Annotated in this window: 11 protein-coding genes and 1 tRNA gene; 5 read left to right on the top strand and 7 right to left on the bottom strand. The window is 50.2% G+C overall.

Features of this window, described 5'->3' with window-relative positions; translation table 11 throughout:
* The first annotated feature begins 291 nt into the window (after window positions 1-291).
* The 5 genes from G8768_RS18905 to G8768_RS18885 all read left to right on the top strand — a co-directional run bounded on the left by G8768_RS18905 (window position 292) and on the right by G8768_RS18885 (window position 7,958).
* On the top strand, window positions 292-3,174 hold the full coding sequence (locus G8768_RS18905) for a ribonucleoside-diphosphate reductase subunit alpha (RefSeq protein ID WP_166843455.1): 2,883 nt from the start codon (window positions 292-294) through the stop codon (window positions 3,172-3,174).
* 183 nt (window positions 3,175-3,357) lie between these two features.
* Entirely contained in the window at window positions 3,358-4,581 is a 1,224-nt protein-coding gene (locus G8768_RS18900; RefSeq protein WP_166843456.1) for a ribonucleotide-diphosphate reductase subunit beta, read from the top strand.
* An 81-nt stretch (window positions 4,582-4,662) separates the two neighbouring features.
* Complete coding sequence (locus G8768_RS18895) at window positions 4,663-4,893, top strand: hypothetical protein (RefSeq protein ID WP_166843457.1); 231 nt, start codon at window positions 4,663-4,665, stop codon at window positions 4,891-4,893.
* A 527-nt stretch (window positions 4,894-5,420) separates the two neighbouring features.
* Entirely contained in the window at window positions 5,421-6,635 is a 1,215-nt protein-coding gene (gene ubiM, locus G8768_RS18890) for a 5-demethoxyubiquinol-8 5-hydroxylase UbiM (RefSeq protein WP_166843458.1), read from the top strand.
* 45 nt (window positions 6,636-6,680) lie between these two features.
* Window positions 6,681-7,958 (top strand): glycerate kinase type-2 family protein, encoded by a 1,278-nt coding sequence (locus G8768_RS18885; protein ID WP_166843459.1) that lies wholly within the window; start codon window positions 6,681-6,683, stop codon window positions 7,956-7,958.
* A 156-nt stretch (window positions 7,959-8,114) separates the two neighbouring features.
* Here G8768_RS18885 and G8768_RS18880 read toward each other — a convergent pair.
* The 7 genes from G8768_RS18880 to G8768_RS18850 all read right to left on the bottom strand — a co-directional run.
* Window positions 8,115-8,205: transfer RNA gene (locus tag G8768_RS18880), tRNA-Ser, on the bottom strand.
* Between the two features lie 165 nt (window positions 8,206-8,370).
* Window positions 8,371-8,562, bottom strand: coding sequence for a carbon storage regulator CsrA (gene csrA, locus G8768_RS18875; protein ID WP_166843460.1), 192 nt, complete (start codon window positions 8,560-8,562; stop codon window positions 8,371-8,373).
* A 217-nt stretch (window positions 8,563-8,779) separates the two neighbouring features.
* Window positions 8,780-10,015 (bottom strand): aspartate kinase, encoded by a 1,236-nt coding sequence (locus G8768_RS18870; RefSeq protein ID WP_166843461.1) that lies wholly within the window; start codon window positions 10,013-10,015, stop codon window positions 8,780-8,782.
* Window positions 10,016-10,146: 131 nt separating this feature from the next.
* Window positions 10,147-12,774 (bottom strand): alanine--tRNA ligase, encoded by a 2,628-nt coding sequence (gene alaS / locus G8768_RS18865; RefSeq protein ID WP_221450595.1) that lies wholly within the window; start codon window positions 12,772-12,774, stop codon window positions 10,147-10,149.
* 234 nt (window positions 12,775-13,008) lie between these two features.
* On the bottom strand, window positions 13,009-13,359 hold the full coding sequence (locus tag G8768_RS18860) for a histidine triad nucleotide-binding protein (RefSeq protein ID WP_166843462.1): 351 nt from the start codon (window positions 13,357-13,359) through the stop codon (window positions 13,009-13,011).
* Window positions 13,360-13,396: 37 nt separating this feature from the next.
* On the bottom strand, window positions 13,397-13,594 hold the full coding sequence (locus tag G8768_RS18855; protein ID WP_166843463.1) for a Trm112 family protein: 198 nt from the start codon (window positions 13,592-13,594) through the stop codon (window positions 13,397-13,399).
* A 111-nt stretch (window positions 13,595-13,705) separates the two neighbouring features.
* Window positions 13,706-19,167 (bottom strand): beta strand repeat-containing protein (locus G8768_RS18850; RefSeq protein ID WP_167202801.1); only part of this gene is annotated, 5,462 nt, incomplete at its 5' end.

Genomic DNA, 19,167 nt, shown 5'->3' with positions numbered 1-19,167 from the left:
TGGCAAGCTTATTTCCACATGGACAGGCTAATCGACAGTACAGGACGTTCTGGAGAGCCACCTTTTCTGTTGTTCAAACTCTATGGTCGTGGAACGACCGCCACCAACCCGGCACCAATAAACGCTTTCACTCAAAGCGTGTTGATCTATCGATCACAAAAAACACCAAACAATTTGGACAGTAAGCTGCCAGTCAGCTTTGGCAGTTTATGCTGTGGTCGCCCATTCCCACACTAAAAAGAATGGCCCGAATTTCAAACAAGAATTTGCAGCTTTATCGCGGAGAACTAAATGCAAACTGACACTTCAGTGAATGAATCCAGCCAAGCCGCTCCGGCACCTGCTGAGCCGAGCAGCGCAACCGTTTCGGCAACGGCACCGGGACAATTGCGGGTCATTAAACGTAACGGTACCGTAGTGCCCTATGATGACAGCAAGATCGCTGTCGCTATGACCAAAGCTTTCCTGGCTGTTGAAGGTGGCACCGCTGCCGCTTCTTCGCGAATCCATGAAACCGTTTCGAGCTTGACCCATCAGGTCAGCGCGACCTTCAAACGTCGCATGCCTTCTGGCGGCACTATTCATATTGAAGATATTCAGGATCAAGTCGAGTTGGCCCTGATGCGTTCCGGTGAACAAAAAGTTGCCCGTGACTACGTACTGTACCGCGAAGAGCACGCCCGTTTGCGTGGCGACAAATCTGAGCCGGAAGCTGATCCCGATTACCCGGCTATTCGTGTACTTAATGCCAAAGGCGAAAGCGAGTCTTTGAATATTGCACGCATCCGCACCATCGTTAATGACGCATGCGCGGGCCTGGAAGAAGTAGAGCCTAAAGTCATTCTAGATGAGGCCATGCGCAACCTGTACGACGGTGTTTCCCTGGAAGACGTCAATACTTCTCTGGTGATTACCGCTCGCACCCTGGTAGAACAGGAGCCCAATTACAGCTACGCCACGGCTCGCCTGTTGCTGGACAAGCTGCGCAGTGAAGCTTTGTCTTACCTGAATGTGGCCGAATCCGCCACCCAAGCCGATATGGCCGATCTGTATGCCAAAGCCCTGCCCGCCTACATCGAAAAAGGTATCGAGCTGGACCTGCTGTCACCGGTTTTGCGTGACTTTGATTTGCAGCAACTGGGTCAGGCACTGGATGCAAGCCGTGACGCCCAATTTACCTACCTGGGCTTGCAAACCCTGTACGACCGCTACTTTATTCACACTGAAGGCACTCGCATTGAACTGCCACAGATTTTCTTCATGCGTGTTGCAATGGGTCTGGCTGTTGAAGAAGAAAACAAAAACGAGCGTGCTATCGAGTTCTATCGCTTGCTGTCTTCTTTTGACTACATGAGTTCTACACCCACCCTGTTTAATGCAGGCACCTTGCGTCCTCAGCTGTCATCTTGCTACCTGACCTCTGTGCCGGATGACCTGCACGGTATTTATGGCGCCATGCAGGACAACGCCATGCTGTCCAAATGGGCAGGCGGCCTGGGTAACGATTGGACACCTGTACGCTCACTGGGTGCCTACATTAAAGGCACCAATGGTAAGTCCCAGGGCGTTGTACCGTTCCTGAAAGTAGCCAACGATACCGCCGTTGCAGTAAATCAGGGCGGTAAGCGTAAAGGTGCGGTGTGCGCCTATCTGGAAACCTGGCACCTGGACATCGAAGAGTTTGTTGAGCTGCGCAAGAACACGGGTGACGACCGTCGTCGTACCCATGACATGAACACTGCGAACTGGGTTCCTGACCTGTTTATGAAGCGTGTGTTTGAAGGCCAGGAGTGGACACTGTTCTCACCAAACGATGTACCAGACCTGCACGACATTTATGGCACCGCCTTTGAAGAACGCTACACCGAATACGAAGCCATGGCTGAGCGCGGTGACATAAAACTGTTCCGCAAAGTAAAAGCCGAAGACCTGTGGCGCAAGATGCTGGGCATGCTGTTTGAAACCGGCCACCCATGGATCACCTTTAAAGATAGCTGCAACCTGCGCAGCCCTCAGCAACACGCTGGCGTCGTGCACTCTTCCAACCTGTGTACAGAGATCACTCTGAACACCAAGCCCAACGAAGAGATTGCCGTTTGTAATCTGGGTTCAGTGAACCTGGCACAACACATTGTTGACGGCAAACTGGATACCGACAAGCTGAAGAGCACCATCGATACCGCTGTTCGCATGCTGGATAACGTGATCGACATTAACTACTACTCTGTGGAAACCGCCAGAACTTCCAACATGCGTCATCGCCCTGTTGGTCTGGGCCTGATGGGTTTCCAGGATGCGCTGTACAAGCAAAACATTGCCTACGGTTCAAAAGAAGCGGTTGAATTTGCCGACCGCTCCATGGAAGCGATCAGCTACTTCGCTATTTCTGCATCCAGTGATCTGGCCACCGAGCGCGGTGCCTATTCCACCTTTGACGGCTCCCTGTGGAGCCAGGGTACTTTGCCAATCGACTCCATCGAACTGCTGGCCCAGCAGCGTGGTGAAAAGTATCTTCAAATGGATCGCAGTCAGACTCTGGACTGGGACAGCCTGCGTCAGAAAATCAAAGCGCAAGGCATGCGTAACTCCAACGTTATGGCCATCGCACCGACTGCGACAATTGCCAACATTACTGGCGTATCTCAGTCCATCGAGCCAACGTATCAAAACCTGTACGTGAAATCGAACCTGTCCGGTGAGTTTACTGTTGTAAACCCATTTCTGGTGCGTGAACTGAAAGAACGCGGCCTGTGGGATCAGGTAATGACCAATGACCTGAAATACTACGAAGGTTCTGTACAAAAGATCGACCGCATTCCGGCCGACCTGAAAGCCAAGTACGCTACTGCATTTGAAGTTGAACCTCGCTGGATTGTTGAAGCAGCAAGCCGTCGCCAGAAATGGATCGATCAGGCTCAAAGCTTGAACCTGTACATCGCCGAAGCGAATGGTAAAAAACTTGATATCACATACCGCATGGCTTGGTTCAGCGGTTTGAAGACCACCTATTACTTGCGTGCCCTGGCCGCAACCAGTGCTGAGAAGTCAACCATCGACACCGGCACCATGAATGCGGTATCTGCCGCAGTAGCGGAACCAGCGGCGGCCGCCGGCCCCGCTGAAGTACCCAAAGCCTGCTCTCTGGACGATCCGGATTGCGAGGCTTGCCAGTAAAGTTTTGGGGGAGAGCGTCTGGGTAGGGGCCGCAAGGCCCCTACCCAAGACCTTTCAAGCGCAGCGATCATTGTGTTCAAAAGAAACAATGATGATCATTGGATGATTTCGAGCTCAAGCGCTATATAAAAGATCGCATTTACAAGACCACATGAGCACATTCAAGCATTAAAGGATCACTCTATGTTAAGTTGGGATGAATACAGCGAAGACGCCAACACGCCAACTAATCCAACCGTAGCCGCACCAGCGGCGCCCAGTCCCGCAGCACCTGCGGTTACTGAACCCCCTGCTGGTAACACGGTTCCAGCAGCCAGCGATATTTTTAACGGTGTCGATCTTGATGCTGCAGAAATTACCGCAGGCCTGGAAGATCTGGAAATGACGGGTGCTCGTGTGCGCGCTGAAGACAAGCGCATCATTAACGCCACCAGCGATGTAAATCAGGTTGTTCCCATCAAATACGATTGGGCTTGGCAGAAATACCTCGACGGCTCACAAAACCACTGGATGCCACAGGAAATTTCCATGGCGGCCGACCTGGCCTTATGGAAAGATCCAAACGGCTTGAGTGAAGATGAGCGCCGCATTGTTAAAATGGGCCTGGGTTATTTTGCAACCGCAGATACGGTTGTTGCGAACAATCTGTTGCTGTCTATTTACAAGCATATCACCGCACCTGAGTGTCGTTTTTACATCGGTCTGCAGTTCCGTGAAGAACTGATCCACGCCCACGCCTACCAGTACTGTATTGAGTCCCTGGCAATGGATGATGGTGAAATCTGGAACATGTATCGCGAGCAACCTTCTGTTGCCCGTAAAGCGGCCTGGAGCCTGAAGCACACCGAAGTGATTAACAAACCCGAGTTTGTCACTGGCACACCGGAAGCGGATAAAGAGTTTTTGAAAAACCTGATCAGCTACTACGTTGGTGCTGAAGGTATTTTCTTCTACTGCGGTTTCGCAGCGATTCTGCAGATGGGCCGTCAAAACAAAATGACCGGTGTTGCCGAGCAGTTCCAGTACATCCTGCGCGATGAATCCATGCACTTGAACTTCGGTATCGACTTGATCAACCAAATCAAAATTGAAAACCCGCATTTGTGGGATCAAGAAATGCAAGACATCACCACTCGCCTGATTGCGGAAGCGGTAATGCTGGAATGCGAATTCGCCCGCGATATGATTCCTCGCGGCGTATTGGGCATGAACGCCAATATGATCGAGCAATATCTGAAGTTTATTGGCAATCGCCGTTTGACCCAGCTGGGCCTGAAAGAACTGTGGAAAGGCATTGAAAACCCATTCCCATGGATGAGTGAAATCATGGACCTGCGCAAAGAGAAAAACTTCTTTGAAACCAAGGTCACTGAATACCAGCAAGCTGGTGCCCTCTCCTGGGATTAATGAACCGAACAGTGGCTCAGCGAACAGGTTGAGCCGCTTTTTATTCTTTTGTGATTACTGCTGACCAAGCAAGGACTTCTCATGAGCAACGACAAAAACAGTCAACGCGAAGCCACACTGATGGCTTTGGACCAACTTGCTCAAACCCTTGAAGTGATGAATGGCTTGGTACGCCGACTAAAACTGAGCCTCGATCAAAATCAACACTTGGCACAATCATCAGCTAAGCCTGCCGTTCCCCCCAAAGCCGAGGCCGTAAATCAAGCCCAACATAAAGGCTCCACTTCCGATCAAAAACGAACCTTGCACTAGACCCGCCACAAAACTGGTTCTTTTTTATTAAACTTGCCCACCTAAAAACCATTCGTTTTCGCTAGTCTCTAGCGACCAGTGACGCTTGCATCAACTCGCCCCAAACCCCTACAATTCACATGCGTTTGCAGCCGGCAGTGACGCTAGCACGCAGATGTGGCTGGGAAGCCCAAGGACAACCAGGCAGGGTTAAAGGAAGCGCTCACAAGGAAAGGACACAGGGAAGATCATAACGGTCAAGGATTAGGAATCGACCGGGTTTTAGGGAAGGGATTCGGGCCAGCACTCGCTGGCCCACTTCATTTATCCTTATCAGCCAAACACGTCAATCACAGCATTCTTAATTCAATCACCCCAGCTTCATAAGCTTTTTGAGAGCTCTTCTTCAGCGCCTCTCTTCAAGATCTTTCTTCAACACCCCTTTTCGATAAAACAAGCAACCACCTTTATTGATTCTGGTCAGCTTCCGGTACAACTCACTGTGATACGGTCTCCAACAATACCGTATACCGTTCAGGAAACCAGGCATGAACAAAGCACACCCAGTCATACCGCAAACCGATATTGCTATTGTGGGTGCTGGGCCTGCAGGCCTGAGTCTCGCTTGCATGCTTGCTGACTCTGGATTACAGATCACACTGATTGATACTCAAAGCCAGGCACAACTCGCACAACCTCAAATGGATGGTCGGGACATCGCGCTAAACCATGCCTCCAGAGAACTGCTTCAGAACATAGGCGCCTGGTCGCGAATTGACAAAACACACATTCACCCCTTGCAAGAAGCCAGGGTTGAAAATGGTCGCTCTACACTCGCCCTGGAATTCAAAGATCAACAGCGCTCTGGAAAACCGCTGGGTTATTTAGTTGCCAACCATCGTTTGCGTAAGAGCCTTTTTGAACAAGCCAAACAGGCCGATAATATTTCCATACTCGATAACACTGAACTGCAATCCATTGTTCCACAAACCCAAGGCACACAATTAACGCTATCGGAACAAAAGGCTCTGAGTTGCCGCCTGCTGGTTGCCGCCGACAGTCGTTTTTCCAACACCCGAAAAATGATGGGCATTGGTGCCAAAATGAAAGATTACGGTCGCACAATGATAGTCTGTAATATGCGGCATCAAGTGGATCACCAACATACGGCCCAAGAATGCTTTCACTACGGGCACACTTGCGCCATTTTGCCTTTGAGCCCGAATGAATCCTCCATTGTCATTACCGTCAATTCGGCAATAGCCCACGATCTTCAGCAACTCGACGACCATACGTTCGTGCAGACCGCCAAGAACATGCTTGATGGGCGCCTCGGGAATATGGAGCTGATTTCAGAGCGTTACAGCTATCCCTTGGTGGGTTGCTATGCTGATCACTTTGTCGCCCCTGGCTTTGCTTTAATTGGAGACGCCGCGGTGGGTATGCACCCAGTTACAGCACATGGATTCAATCTGGGCCTCCATTCTGCTCAGGCACTGTCCAAACATATAATGCGTGCCCGAAAACAGAACAGGGATATCGCCCACACACTTGTGCTAAAACCCTACGCCCTTGAGCATCAGTTAATGGCAAAACCGATATATGAGGCGACCAACCTGATTGTGAAACTTTTCAACGATGACAGCCCTGGCGCGAAAGTACTGCGCAAAGCCGCATTGAGCTTTGCCTCCCGCTTTAGCCCATTTAAACGCTTGATAAGCCATCGTTTAACCCGCAGCGCGCAACAGCAACGTTTTTTGTAAACTGTGATACATTGGCGATCTACTAATGCCATTGTATTTGCAGCTATGGACAAACCCGACGTTTTTCTGGAATCCCTGTTCCGTGACTTTATTCAGGGTTGCCAGCTTCAGCATTGCTTGCCGGAACTTCCGATTTCCAATCATGGTAATACACTTATTCTGGCAATTGGTAAAGCCGCTGTTCAATTGGCAGAAGCCTGTGAAATGCAATTGTTAAACCGCTTTGACGGCAAATTTCCTGCAAGAGGATTGTTACTGTGTCGTCATGGAGAGCAACACAACTGCCAGCATTTTGAAACTTTTTTTGCCGCACACCCTCTTCCCGACCAAAGCTCATTAACCGCCGCAGAGAATATTATGAAAGCTGTGCAAGGTTTGGAAAAAGGCGATCAATTAATCTGCTTGCTTTCCGGTGGCGGCTCGGCTTTGCTCAGTTACCCCGCTGAAGGTATCGAGCCCGAGGAAAAACGAAAAGTTTGCCAGGCGCTCCTACTGAGCGGCGCCAATATCGAAGACATTAACTGCGTGCGCAAACACATTTCCAGTGTAAAGGGCGGGCAGCTTGCTAAACTCGCCTACCCCGCCAGGGTTAATTGTTATGCCGTATCGGATGTCGCCGGAGATAAAGCGGATGTTATTGCCTCCGGTCCAACCGTTGCCGACCCAAGCTACCAAGCTCACGCTTTGGACATATTGCAACACTTTAACATCACTCCACCGGATAGCATCGCCAAATATTTATCCCATACACAAAACGAGACTCCCAAGCCCGGGGATTCATGTTTCGACGAAAATCACTTTGATATTTTATTGAGTCCCACCCAGGCCTTCGCAACACTGATTCGTGCACTACAAGGCGAGCACCCGAATATCGAGTTGCATTATCTGGGTTCAGAATTGGAAGATGATGCCCGGAAACTTGCTGAAGAACATGCGCAGATGGCGTTGAAAATCGCTGCCAGCAATCCTGAAAAAACTCAGCTTATTTTGTCGGGCGGCGAAGCAACCGTAAATGTTCAAGGCAATGGCCGCGGCGGCCCCAATACCGAATACGCCCTTGCTTTGGCCTTAGCGCTGAACGGTGAAAGAGGAATTTATGGCTTGGCTGCTGATACAGATGGCATCGATGGCAGTGGTGACAATGCAGGCGCCTTCATTGGCCCTCAGACGCTGATTCAGAAGAAAACCGAGGCAGAGTGCTATCTGTCAAACAATGATAGCTATGGCTTTTTTGAGCGCTTTGGCGGCTTACTCGTGAGCGGGCCGACGTATACCAATGTGAATGACTTACGGGCGATTTTGGTGTTACCAAAAGGGATTTGATTGAGGCTTTATATGGGCTATTCCTGTCGCTCGATTCAGCGCCTTTGCATTGCAGGCCGATTCCCCAGCGAACTGCTCATTCTATATACATCCAGCAAACACATTCTACACATACAAAAAAGCCCCAGCGCTTTCACGCTAGGGCTTTATGTATGATGGCGGAGAGGGAGGGATTCGAACCCTCGATACCGGATTAGGGTATACTCCCTTAGCAGGGGAGCGCCTTCGGCCACTCGGCCACCTCTCCAAACGAGGGCGGCATAATACCACAATCCTTACAAAATCATAGACTTACTTTGATTTTTTTCTAAAAAAATTTAAGCCCAGAAATGCAAAAGCGGGATCCAATCCCGCTTTTGTAGAGATCTTTACACCCAGTATCCATGTCCAGGTATAAGCGCTTGGCTACACCCTAGGATACGTTCCCGTTGGGCTCCTGCTTTTCGCGCTGAATTCTTTGATAGATCTCTTCACGGTGTACCGCTACCTCTTTGGGTGCATTCACACCTATTCGCACCTGGTTCCCCTTGACACCCAGTACAGTGACAGTCACATCGTCACCTACCATCAAGGTTTCACCAATACGGCGAGTTAAAATTAACATCTTGATTCTCCTGTTATTTGCCGGCAGGCCTTACCACTTCGATTTTACATCGCTATGATTCTGTTGACCGCCACACGGCTCACATACCTTGCGGTCCCGGGCTACCCTCCAGCTTCCTTTAGCTTGAGCGATACCCCGGAGCGGTCTCTTATAATTCGATTATGCGATGGACTGTAAGTTCAGCTGTCACGAGAAACTCACAAATCCATAGCTATCCTCATTCTTCCTCTGGTTCTTTATCCAGATCAAAGGCTGAGTGCAAACTGCGCACTGCAAGCTCTAAATAACGCTCTTCAATAATCACCGAAATTTTGATTTCGGATGTGGTGATCATCTGGATGTTAATCCCTTCATTTGCAAGGGTATTAAACATCAGGGAGGCCACGCCAGCGTGGGATCTCATGCCCACACCCACAATGGATACCTTAGCGATTTTGTCGTCAAATGTCACTTCTTTTGCCTGCAAGGATTCAGCGACTTCACGCAGGATAGCGGCGGCTTTATCCATATCATTACGATGCACAGTAAAAGTCAAATCCGTGGTGCCATCAGCTGCCACATTTTGCACAATCACATCGACTTCAATGTTGGCTTCACCAATAGGGGCCAATAACTTGGAAGCGGCACCTGGGATATCCGGTACACCACGTACCGTTAATTTCGCCTCATCACGGTTAAAGGCTATACCAGCAACAACAGGCTGCTCCATCTCGTTATCTTCCTCATCTAGAGTAATTAATGTTCCCGGGCCTTCCTGGAAGCTGTGCAGCACGCGCAGTGGCACATTGTACTTACCAGCAAATTCTACCGCCCTGATTTGCAATACCTTTGAACCCAGACTGGCCATCTCCAGCATCTCTTCAAAGGTGATCCGGCTTAGGCGACGCGCACCATCAACCACACGCGGGTCAGTGGTATATACGCCATCCACATCGGTGTATATCTGGCACTCATCCGCCTTCAGGGCCGCGGCCAGAGCCACACCGGTGGTATCAGAACCACCACGCCCCAGCGTGGTAATAGAACCTTTCTCATCGACACCCTGGAAGCCCGCAACAACCACCACACGACCGGCATCAAGATCGGCACGCATGGGCGCCTCATCAATATCCACAATACGCGCCTTGGTATGGGCGCTATCGGTGGTTATCTTCACCTGGCCACCAGTGTAGGAGCGGGCCTCCCAACCGAGGCCTTTCAGCGCCATACACAACAAAGCAATGGTCACCTGCTCGCCGGTGGAAACCAGAACATCCATCTCGCGAGGGTCTGGTGTTTCTTGCATCTCTTGGGCCAGGGAGATCAGTCGATTGGTTTCTCCGCTCATTGCGGAAACGACCACGACGACATCATCGCCCTGCTGACGGAATCTGGCGACCTTTTCCGCCACCGCCTTGATACGCTCAACCGAGCCTACCGAGGTACCGCCATATTTCTGAACAATTAAACTCATAATTATGCTATTTCTTACCGCTTTTAGCGGCTTGCTATGGTTGTCATACTTTTTTCAAAAGCGGGCCATTAAACACTAAAACTTGGTAAAAGTTAACCAATTTAGTGGCCACTTTTGACACAATTTGCGGCTTAGATTTTCTCTTCTACCCAAGCGTTTACCGAGGCCAGCGCGGCGTCCAGATTCTCAGGTTGATCACCACCACCCTGTGCCATATCCGGGCGACCACCGCCCTTGCCACCGACCTGGCTCGCAACGTGTTTCATCAGCTCACCGGCCTTGAATCGATCGGTTAAATCCTTGCTCACACCCGCGACCAGAGAGATCTTTTCGCCATCGACAACAGCGACCATAATGATCGAGCTGCCCAGTTTATTTTTAAACTGATCGACACTGTCACGCAGGGACTTGGGATCCACATCGGTCAGCTGAACGGCCAGCACCTTAACACCCTGAATTTCAACCGCCTTGCTCAGCATGTCGCCACTGGCAGCACTGGCCAACTTGGCTTTTGCCGCTTTAAGGTCTTTCTCCAGAGTTTTTTGCTGGTCCAGCAAACCTTGCAACTTAACCACCAGCTCTTCCGGTTTACTCTTCAATAATTTAGCGGCTTCCTGCAACTGGGCCTGTTGCGCGTCGAGGTTTTGCATAGCTGCCTCGCCGGTCAAGGCTTCGATACGACGTACACCAGCGGCAATGCCCGATTCTGATGTGATGCGGAACAAACCGATATCACCCGTGCGCTCAACATGAGTACCACCACAAAGCTCAACCGAAAACTGTTCCGTACCCATCGACAAAACGCGTACGGTATCGCCGTACTTTTCACCAAACAGCGCCATGGCACCTTTGTTCTTTGCCGTTTCCATATCGCAAACATCGGTCTGTACTGCGGTATTCGCTCGAATCTGCTCATTAACCATCGCTTCAATGGTTTTTAATTCAGCGGCCGTAACGGCTTCAAAATGAGAGAAGTCAAAACGCAAACGCTCGGCGTCAACCAACGAGCCTTTCTGGGTTACATGATCGCCCAATACCTTACGCAACGCGGCGTGCAATAAGTGTGTAGCGGAGTGGTTAAGCGCAGTTGCCTGACGCGTTCCCGAAGTCACTGTGGCATTTACGGAGTCGCCCAGTGACAAACTGCCTTCCGCCAATGTACCAATATGCAGGTGGTTACTGCCCTGTTTTGCACAATCTTCAACAACAAAACGAGTGCCGTTAATGGACAACTCACCCTGGTCACCGACCTGGCCACCAGATTCAGCGTAGAAGGGGGTTGCATCAAGAACGACGATGCCACGATCACCTGCTTGCAACTGCTCACAAGCGTCGCCCTCTTTAAACAACGCCACAACCTTGCTTGAACCCTCAAGCTTGTTGTAGCCGGTAAAATCCGTGTCGCCATCAATATCCAGGCTATCGTTGTAATCCACTTTAAAAGAACCCGCAGCACGAGCACGCTGACGCTGCGCTTCCATTAAAGTCTCATAGCCTTCCAGATCAATACTCATCTCTCTTTCGCGAGCGATGTCATTCGTGAGATCAACCGGGAAACCGTAAGTATCGTATAGGGTAAACACCAATTGACCTGGAATTTCTTTAGCTTTGAGATCCGCCAATTCAGATTCCAGAACGGCCATCCCTTTATCCAGAGTTTTTTCAAACTGCTGCTCTTCGGTGAGCAACACTTTTTCAATTTGCGCCTGCTGCTGTTTCAGTTCCGGATAGGCTTCGCCCATCTGATCCACCAAAGCCTGCACCAGAGTGTGGAAGAAGGCTTGTTTTTGCCCTAGTTTGTGACCGTGGCGAATTGCACGACGGACAATACGACGCAGCACATAACCGCGACCTTCATTGGAAGGAATCACACCATCGACCACCAAAAACGCACAGGAACGAATATGGTCAGCGATCACTCGCAGGGATTTATTTTCCATATCGTCGGTGTTGGTGGCTTTTGCGGTTGCTTGCAAAAGATACTGGAACAAGTCAATTTCATAGTTGCTGTGTACGTTTTGCATAACCGCGGCAATACGCTCCAGTCCCATACCCGTATCCACCGAAGGCTTTGGCAATGGGCTCATCGTGCCATCGGCACTGCGATTGAACTGCATGAAAACCACGTTCCAGATTTCAATAAAGCGATCGCCATCTTCTTCCGGGCTGCCTGGAGGGCCACCCCAGATATCTTCACCGTGATCATAGAAAATTTCAGTACAAGGGCCACAAGGACCGGTATCACCCATAGACCAGAAATTGTCCGACTGATAACGCCCTCCCTTGTCACCGATACGAACGATTTTTTCAACAGGTACGCCCATCTCCTTATGCCAGAGATCAAAGGCTTCATCATCTTCCTGATAAACCGTCACCATCAGCTTATCTTTGGAAATGCCCAGCCATTCTTCGGACGTCAGGAACTCCCAGGCAAAACTAATAGCATCACGCTTGAAATAATCACCAAAGCTGAAGTTACCCAGCATTTCGAAGAAAGTGTGGTGGCGAGCGGTATAACCAACATTTTCCAAATCGTTATGTTTACCACCGGCACGTACACAACGCTGTGAACTGGTCGCTCGGCTGTAGTTACGCTGATCATCCCCAAGAAACACATCTTTGAATTGCACCATACCGGCATTGGTGAACAACAGGGTGGGATCATTTCCGGGCACCAGTGAACTACTGGCAACAATTTGGTGCTGCTTGGATTGGAAAAAGTTGAGAAATGCTTGGCGTATTTCAGCGCTCTTCATCATTTGGCGTTCCACAGTTCAATAAGATCCAACGGCCAGCTGGATGTTTAATAGTCAAAAGGCCGCAATTATAGCGTCATTTGCAGACTATTACACGGTTATTAAAAGTGCGGAGAGCCAGGAAATTGGGGGACTTGCCGCCAGCTATACTGGCGACAAAGAAGCACCAAAAAGGTGCAAATATTGAGTAAAACGGTGTGATTCCAAAGAAAAATATCGCCCCATTGAGAACGAATATTAAAAACCCAGACCTGCTTCGGTGAATTCTTTCCCTGCCAGGAGATGGAGATGCAGGTGGAATACAGTTTGACCGGCGCCCGCACCATTATTCACTACCAAACGGAAAGCTTCATCGATACCCAACTGACGTGCAATATCACCCGAACGCAACATCAGTCGACCCAGCAGGGCCTGATCTTCTGCGGTAGCGTCAGCCAATCGAGGAATTGGCTTACGTGGAATCAACAAAACATGGACAGGAGCCTGGGGTGCAATATCCTTAATGCAGATGCAATCCTCATCCTCGTAAAGAATATCCGAGGGAATATCGCCATTGATGATCTTGGTAAAAATGGATTCTTCTGCCATTCTCTGGTTCCTTGTGCGGTTGCTTTGATATTACGAGCTACTGTTTACGTCCAGCTTCGCGCTCTTCAGGACTCAACTCACGGGCTTCCCCTTCCAGCATAACCGGGATTCCATCGCGAACAGGATAAGCCAGACCACTGGCATAGCAAATCAGCTCATGATCATCTTCACGATACACCAAGGGGCCTTTGCTCACAGGGCAAACCAGAATCGATAGGAGTTTTTTATCTAACATAGGACTCTTCTAGCGGGTCAAAGATGACCGGATTGTAGCAAGCCCCGGAGCCGGGTAAAAGCAAAAGCAAGGTGGAAACGCCACCCTGCTCTGCCAGATTTGCGCGGGGATTTACAGCAAGGTGTCCAAAGCCCCGTTGTTCAAGAGGTTATCAATAATTTGCTGGTCGGTCCCGCTAAAGACAGCGGCATCCGGATTTTCGATACGAATCACATGATCAACTTTGCCTGATTCCAGGGTATTGGAGCTGGAATCACCCTCAACATTGATATGCACAAGAATATCGCCGGTAGTCGCATCAACTTCAAAGTGCAGATAGCCATCCAAATTTCCGGAATTCTGAGCCGTATTCAGCAGATCACTTAAATCCAGAATATCTTCGCTGGCATTGAAATCACGAATCACATCCTGTTCTACATCAACACCATTGGAACCGGACACATCCTGACTTCGGAAAACAAATCGGTCAGCACCGTCGCCACCGAACATGATGTCTTCGCCCGCACCACCAATAATCGTGTCGGCAAAAGCCGTACCCGTGATATCTTCATCCGTTGCATCACCAGTATGGGTCGAACCGGAACTTGCCACCCAATTTCCGCCTGCATCTTGGGCAAACGTCGCATCGTCGGGAATACCTGCCGCCTGATCCGGTGTTAGAATCGGCAAATCATCCGTATCCAACACTTGGTAATCAGAATTAGGCGCCCCCGTAGGTTTGATTTCAACGCGCAACGTTGCAGCACCACCCTGATCCCAATACAGAATCTCTATCGGAACCAGGCCACCTCCAGCACTGTTATTGGTATAGACATCGGTACGAGAGCCCTGATTACGATCCGCCTCGGCAGCCACACCACCATCGAGATAAACACGGTAGCCATCATCAGCACGAACTCGAATATCGTAATTTCCGGCCGGTAGAAAAATAAAGCCCACCATGCGGAAAGCGCCATCGGTAGTACGCCCCAATCCAGTAGTTACTGTTACGTCTGATGCATTCCCTGCCAGGAAAGCATTCAGATTACCCGAACTGATTGTGCCTCCCGCATCCACATGGGGATTAACTCCAATGCCATTACCAAACGCCACGCCATTCGAACCTGGTGCGTTAAAACCGTATTCAACCCGATTCGCAATAAAAGTCACGTCCGCAGCTGCCGCACTGCCCGCACGCCCACTGTTTACCAACGTGCTGTCATTGTCCCGACCTTCCACAATCGCTATAACATCCGCATTGCGATCAATATTATTGTTACTTCCCGCCGCGTCCCCGGCAATACCATCATCACTGTGCAAGCGGGTAACGCCATTTGAACTGAACAAAGGATCAGAACTGCTGCCAGTTCGGTTGTCGTTGTAACCGTAATAGGATGATTGCAATCCCATTGTCGCGGGATCAAAGGTCATTGTTGTTGGCGTCAAGGTAACATCGGTATCGTCGTTTTCGATGGTACCGTTTGCGGAAGCCTGACCAATATTCAGAGTGTAGGATTCATCCGATTCAACATCTCTATCTTCCGTACTCGGTACTGTCACCGTAAAATTTGTGACGCCAGCAGGAATCGTAATTTGATTATTGGCCGCGTCATAAGTGACGCCATTACTGAATACTAATGATGATGCATCGTAATCAGAGCTGCTCGCACTATCACCAGCATCTCCAATCGTAAACGACATAACGGTATCGGCGGTTGTCGTGCTGCTCAACGTTACCGTGTGTTCCAAACTCTCGCCTTCAGACTCGGAAGCATTCGTTATATTACTCACACCAATCACATCAACTTCAACAGTACTGTTTGACTCCGTACCGTCATCATCGCGAATGGTATAGTTAATGGTCGCTGTGCCAGTAAATCCGTTCGCCGGTGTAAATTGCAATTCGCCATTCGATGCGATCGTCACAGTCCCTTGAGCGGCGCTTACAGTCGCTGCAACTACGCCGGAGTTTGTCGCCGCCGCACCATCAGCTCCGAATACATCATTATTAAGCACGTCAATAGTAACCAGAGTTTCCTGACTTGTTGTTGCAGTATCAGAGTTTGCGGTTGGGCCGGTATCGGTGATTAAAATATCCAAAGTGCCGTTGGCGGTGGTTCCATCACTATCGGTTACGACAACGGCCAAGCTATCAACAATTTCACCACCACTATGATCTTTGGCGGTACCACTTGGATCATAGCTGTATGTCACTACACCGGTAGAAGAGTTGTAACCCGTAATAGTCATTACCCCTTCGGGTGTAGTTACGGTGATGTTCGTGCTTGAGGCATTATTGAGTGCAGCGGCCGTAATGCTTTGGCCAGCAATGCTCAGGGAACCTAAACCGTCCGGAGTGCTGATCGTAAACGTATTTCCCGTTAACGTCTCATCTTCTTGTACACTTTCGTCACCGGTCGCACCGGCATTGTTGTCAGTGATCGTAACCGTTGGTGCACCGTCAGTCGTTCCTGTGACGGTAATTGTTACCGTTGTGGTTGAGAAACTACCGTCATCATCTTTCAGTGTATAACTGAAAGTATCGGTCGCCGTTGCACCCTCAGCGAGTGCTCCGGCACCTGCACCTGGGGTATACGTATAAGAACCATCCGCCTGAATAGTTAAGGAACCAAGCGTGCCCGCAATGGCGGTATTAACACCACCGGAGATATCACCGGTTTGAGTGCCCGCAACCACACCCGTAATTTCGGCAGCGTCCGCACCATCGACATCAGCACCGCCGACGTCGGTTCTTACGTTGCCCGTTGCGTTGGTATCTGCATCGGTGGAATCAGTGTCAGCATTGGCAACGGGAGCGGTATCAGTGATTAAAATATCCAAAGTGCCGTTCGCGGTGGTTCCATCACTGTCAGTCACAACCACTGCAATGTTATCCACCACCTCACCGCTGGTATGATCTTTAGCGGTACCGGCTGGAGCGTAATTGTACGTGACCACACCCGTTGCCGAATTGTAATCGGTAATCGTCAACACACCTTGTGCCGTATTGACAGCGATATTACTTGTGGAGGCATTATTTAATGCAGCAGCCGTAATAGTTTGACCCGCAACACTGATCGATCCCAAACCATCCGGCGTATTAATGGTGAAGGTATTGCCCGTTGAGGTCGCGTCTTCTTGAACACTTTCATCACCGGTTGCGCCAGCATTGTTGTCAGTGATCGTAACGGTCGGTGCACCATCGGTTGTACCGGTTACCGTGATCGTGACAGTTGTGGTTGAGAAACTTCCGTCACTGTCTTTTAAGGTGTAGCTGAAGGTATCGGTCGCGGTTTCGCCTTCCGCCAATGCCGCCGCTCCTGCACCTGGAACATAGGTGTACGAGCCATTGGGCTGAATTGTTAAAGATCCCAAACTACCCACAATAGCCGTACCGACCCCACCAACAATATCGCCAGTTTGTGTACCTGCTGCCACACCTCCAATGCTTGTGGCATCGGCACTGTTCTGATCAGCACCGGCACCTGTACGAACATTCCCTGTCGCATTCGTATCCGCATCGGTTGAATCCGTATCCGCGTTTGCAACTGGAACTCTATCGAGAACCAAAATGTCCAGAGTATCACTGGCTGTCGTGCCATCACTATCGTTCACTACAATCGCTATACTGTGAACAATTTCACCGCTGCTGTGATCTTGCGATATTCCATCTGGATTGTAACCATAACTAACAACACCAGTGCTCGCATTGTAGTTCGTTATCGTCAGCACACCGTCCCCGGTTACAATGTCGATATTGGTGCTTGAGGCATTGTTTAATGCCGCCAATGTAACCGTCTGACCTGCAATCGTTAAAGAATCCAGACCATCCGGGGCTGTCACCGTAAAAGTGGCGCCAAAAAAGTTACCCGATTCAGAAACACTTGCTTCACCCGTCGCACCGGCATTGTTGTCCATGATCGTTATGGTCGGCACACCGTCAGTCGTTCCGGTGACCGTAATCGTTACCGTTGTGGTTGAGAAACTGCCATCGTCATCTTTTAAGGTGTAGCTGAAAGTATCGGTCGCCGTGGCACCTTCGGCCAGTGCCTCAGCACCCGCACCAGGGGTATAGGTGTAAGAACCATCGGCTTGGATGGTTAAAGAACCTAAAGTGCCTGCAATAGCTGTGTTCACACCGCCAACAATATCACCGGTTTGTGTGCCGGCCACTACGCCCGTAATTTCAGCCGCGTCGGCGCCATCGACATCAGCACCGCCGACGTCGGTACGAACATTACCCGTTGTGTTCGTATCCGCATCGGTGGAATCGGTATCGGCGTTAGCAACCGGCGCAGTGTCGGTGATTAAAATATCTAACGTACCATTCGCGGTTGTTCCATCGCTATCCGTAACAACCACTGCAATGTTATCCACCACTTCACCGCTGGTGTGATCTTTGGCGGCACCGGCTGGATCATAATTGTAGGTGACCACACCCGTTGCCGAGTTGTAGTCGGTAATCGTCAACAGGCCTTGTGATGTGTTGACGGCAATGTTTGTGGTTGAAGCGTTATTTAAAGCGGCTGCCGTAATCGTTTGGCCCGCCACACTGATCGAACCCAAACCATCCGGTGCACTGATCGTAAACGTGTTGCCCGTTAAGGTCGCATCTTCTTGAACACTTTCATCACCGGTGGCACCGGCATTGTTGTCGGTAATGGTGACGGTTGGTAAACCATCGGTTGTTCCCGTTACCGTGATCGTGACAGTTGTGGTGGAGAAACTGCCGTCACTGTCTTTTAAGGTGTAGCTGAAGGTATCGGTCGCAGTTTCGCCTTCCGCCAATGCCGCCGCTCCTGCACCTGGAACATAGGTGTACGAGCCATTGGGCTGAATTGTTAAAGATCCCAAACTGCCCACAATGGCCGTACCGACCCCACCAACAATATCGCCCGTTTGTGTACCTGCTGCCACGCCTCCAATGCTGGTAGCATCGGCACTGTTCTGGTCAGCACCGGCACCTGTACGAACATTACCTGTCGCATTCGTATCCGCATCGGTTGAACCCGTATCCGCGTTTGCAACCGGAGCTCTATCGAGAACCAAAATGTCCAGAGTATCGCTGGCTGTCGTGCCATCACTATCGTTCACTACGATCGCTATACTGTGGACAATTTCACCGCCATTGTGGTCTTGCGATATTCCATCTGGATTGTAACCATAACTAACAGCACCCGTGCTCGCATTGTAGTTCGTTATCGTCAGCACACCGTCTCCGGTTGCAATGTCGATGATATTGGTGTTTGAGGCATTGTTTAATGCCGCTAATGTAACCGTCTGACCTGCTATCGTTAAAGAATCAAGACCATCCGGGGCTGTCACCGTAAAAGTGGCACCAAAAAAGTTACCCGATTCAGAAACACTTGCTTCACCCGTCGCGCCAGAGTTGATATCAGTGATCGTTATGGTCGGCACACCGTCAGTCGTTCCGGTGACCGTAATCGTTACCGTTGTGGTTGAGAAACTGCCATCGTTATCTTTTAAGGTGTAGCTGAAGGTATCGGTAGCGGTGGCACCTTCAGCCAATGCTGCCGCGCCTGCACCTGGGGTGTAGGTGTAAGAACCATCGGCTTGAATCGTGAGCGAACCCA

The organism is Pseudoteredinibacter isoporae (genome assembly GCF_011602085.1).
Taxonomy (GTDB): Bacteria; Pseudomonadota; Gammaproteobacteria; order Pseudomonadales; family Cellvibrionaceae; genus Pseudoteredinibacter; species Pseudoteredinibacter isoporae.
This window is presented reverse-complemented; position numbering and strand designations above follow the sequence as displayed.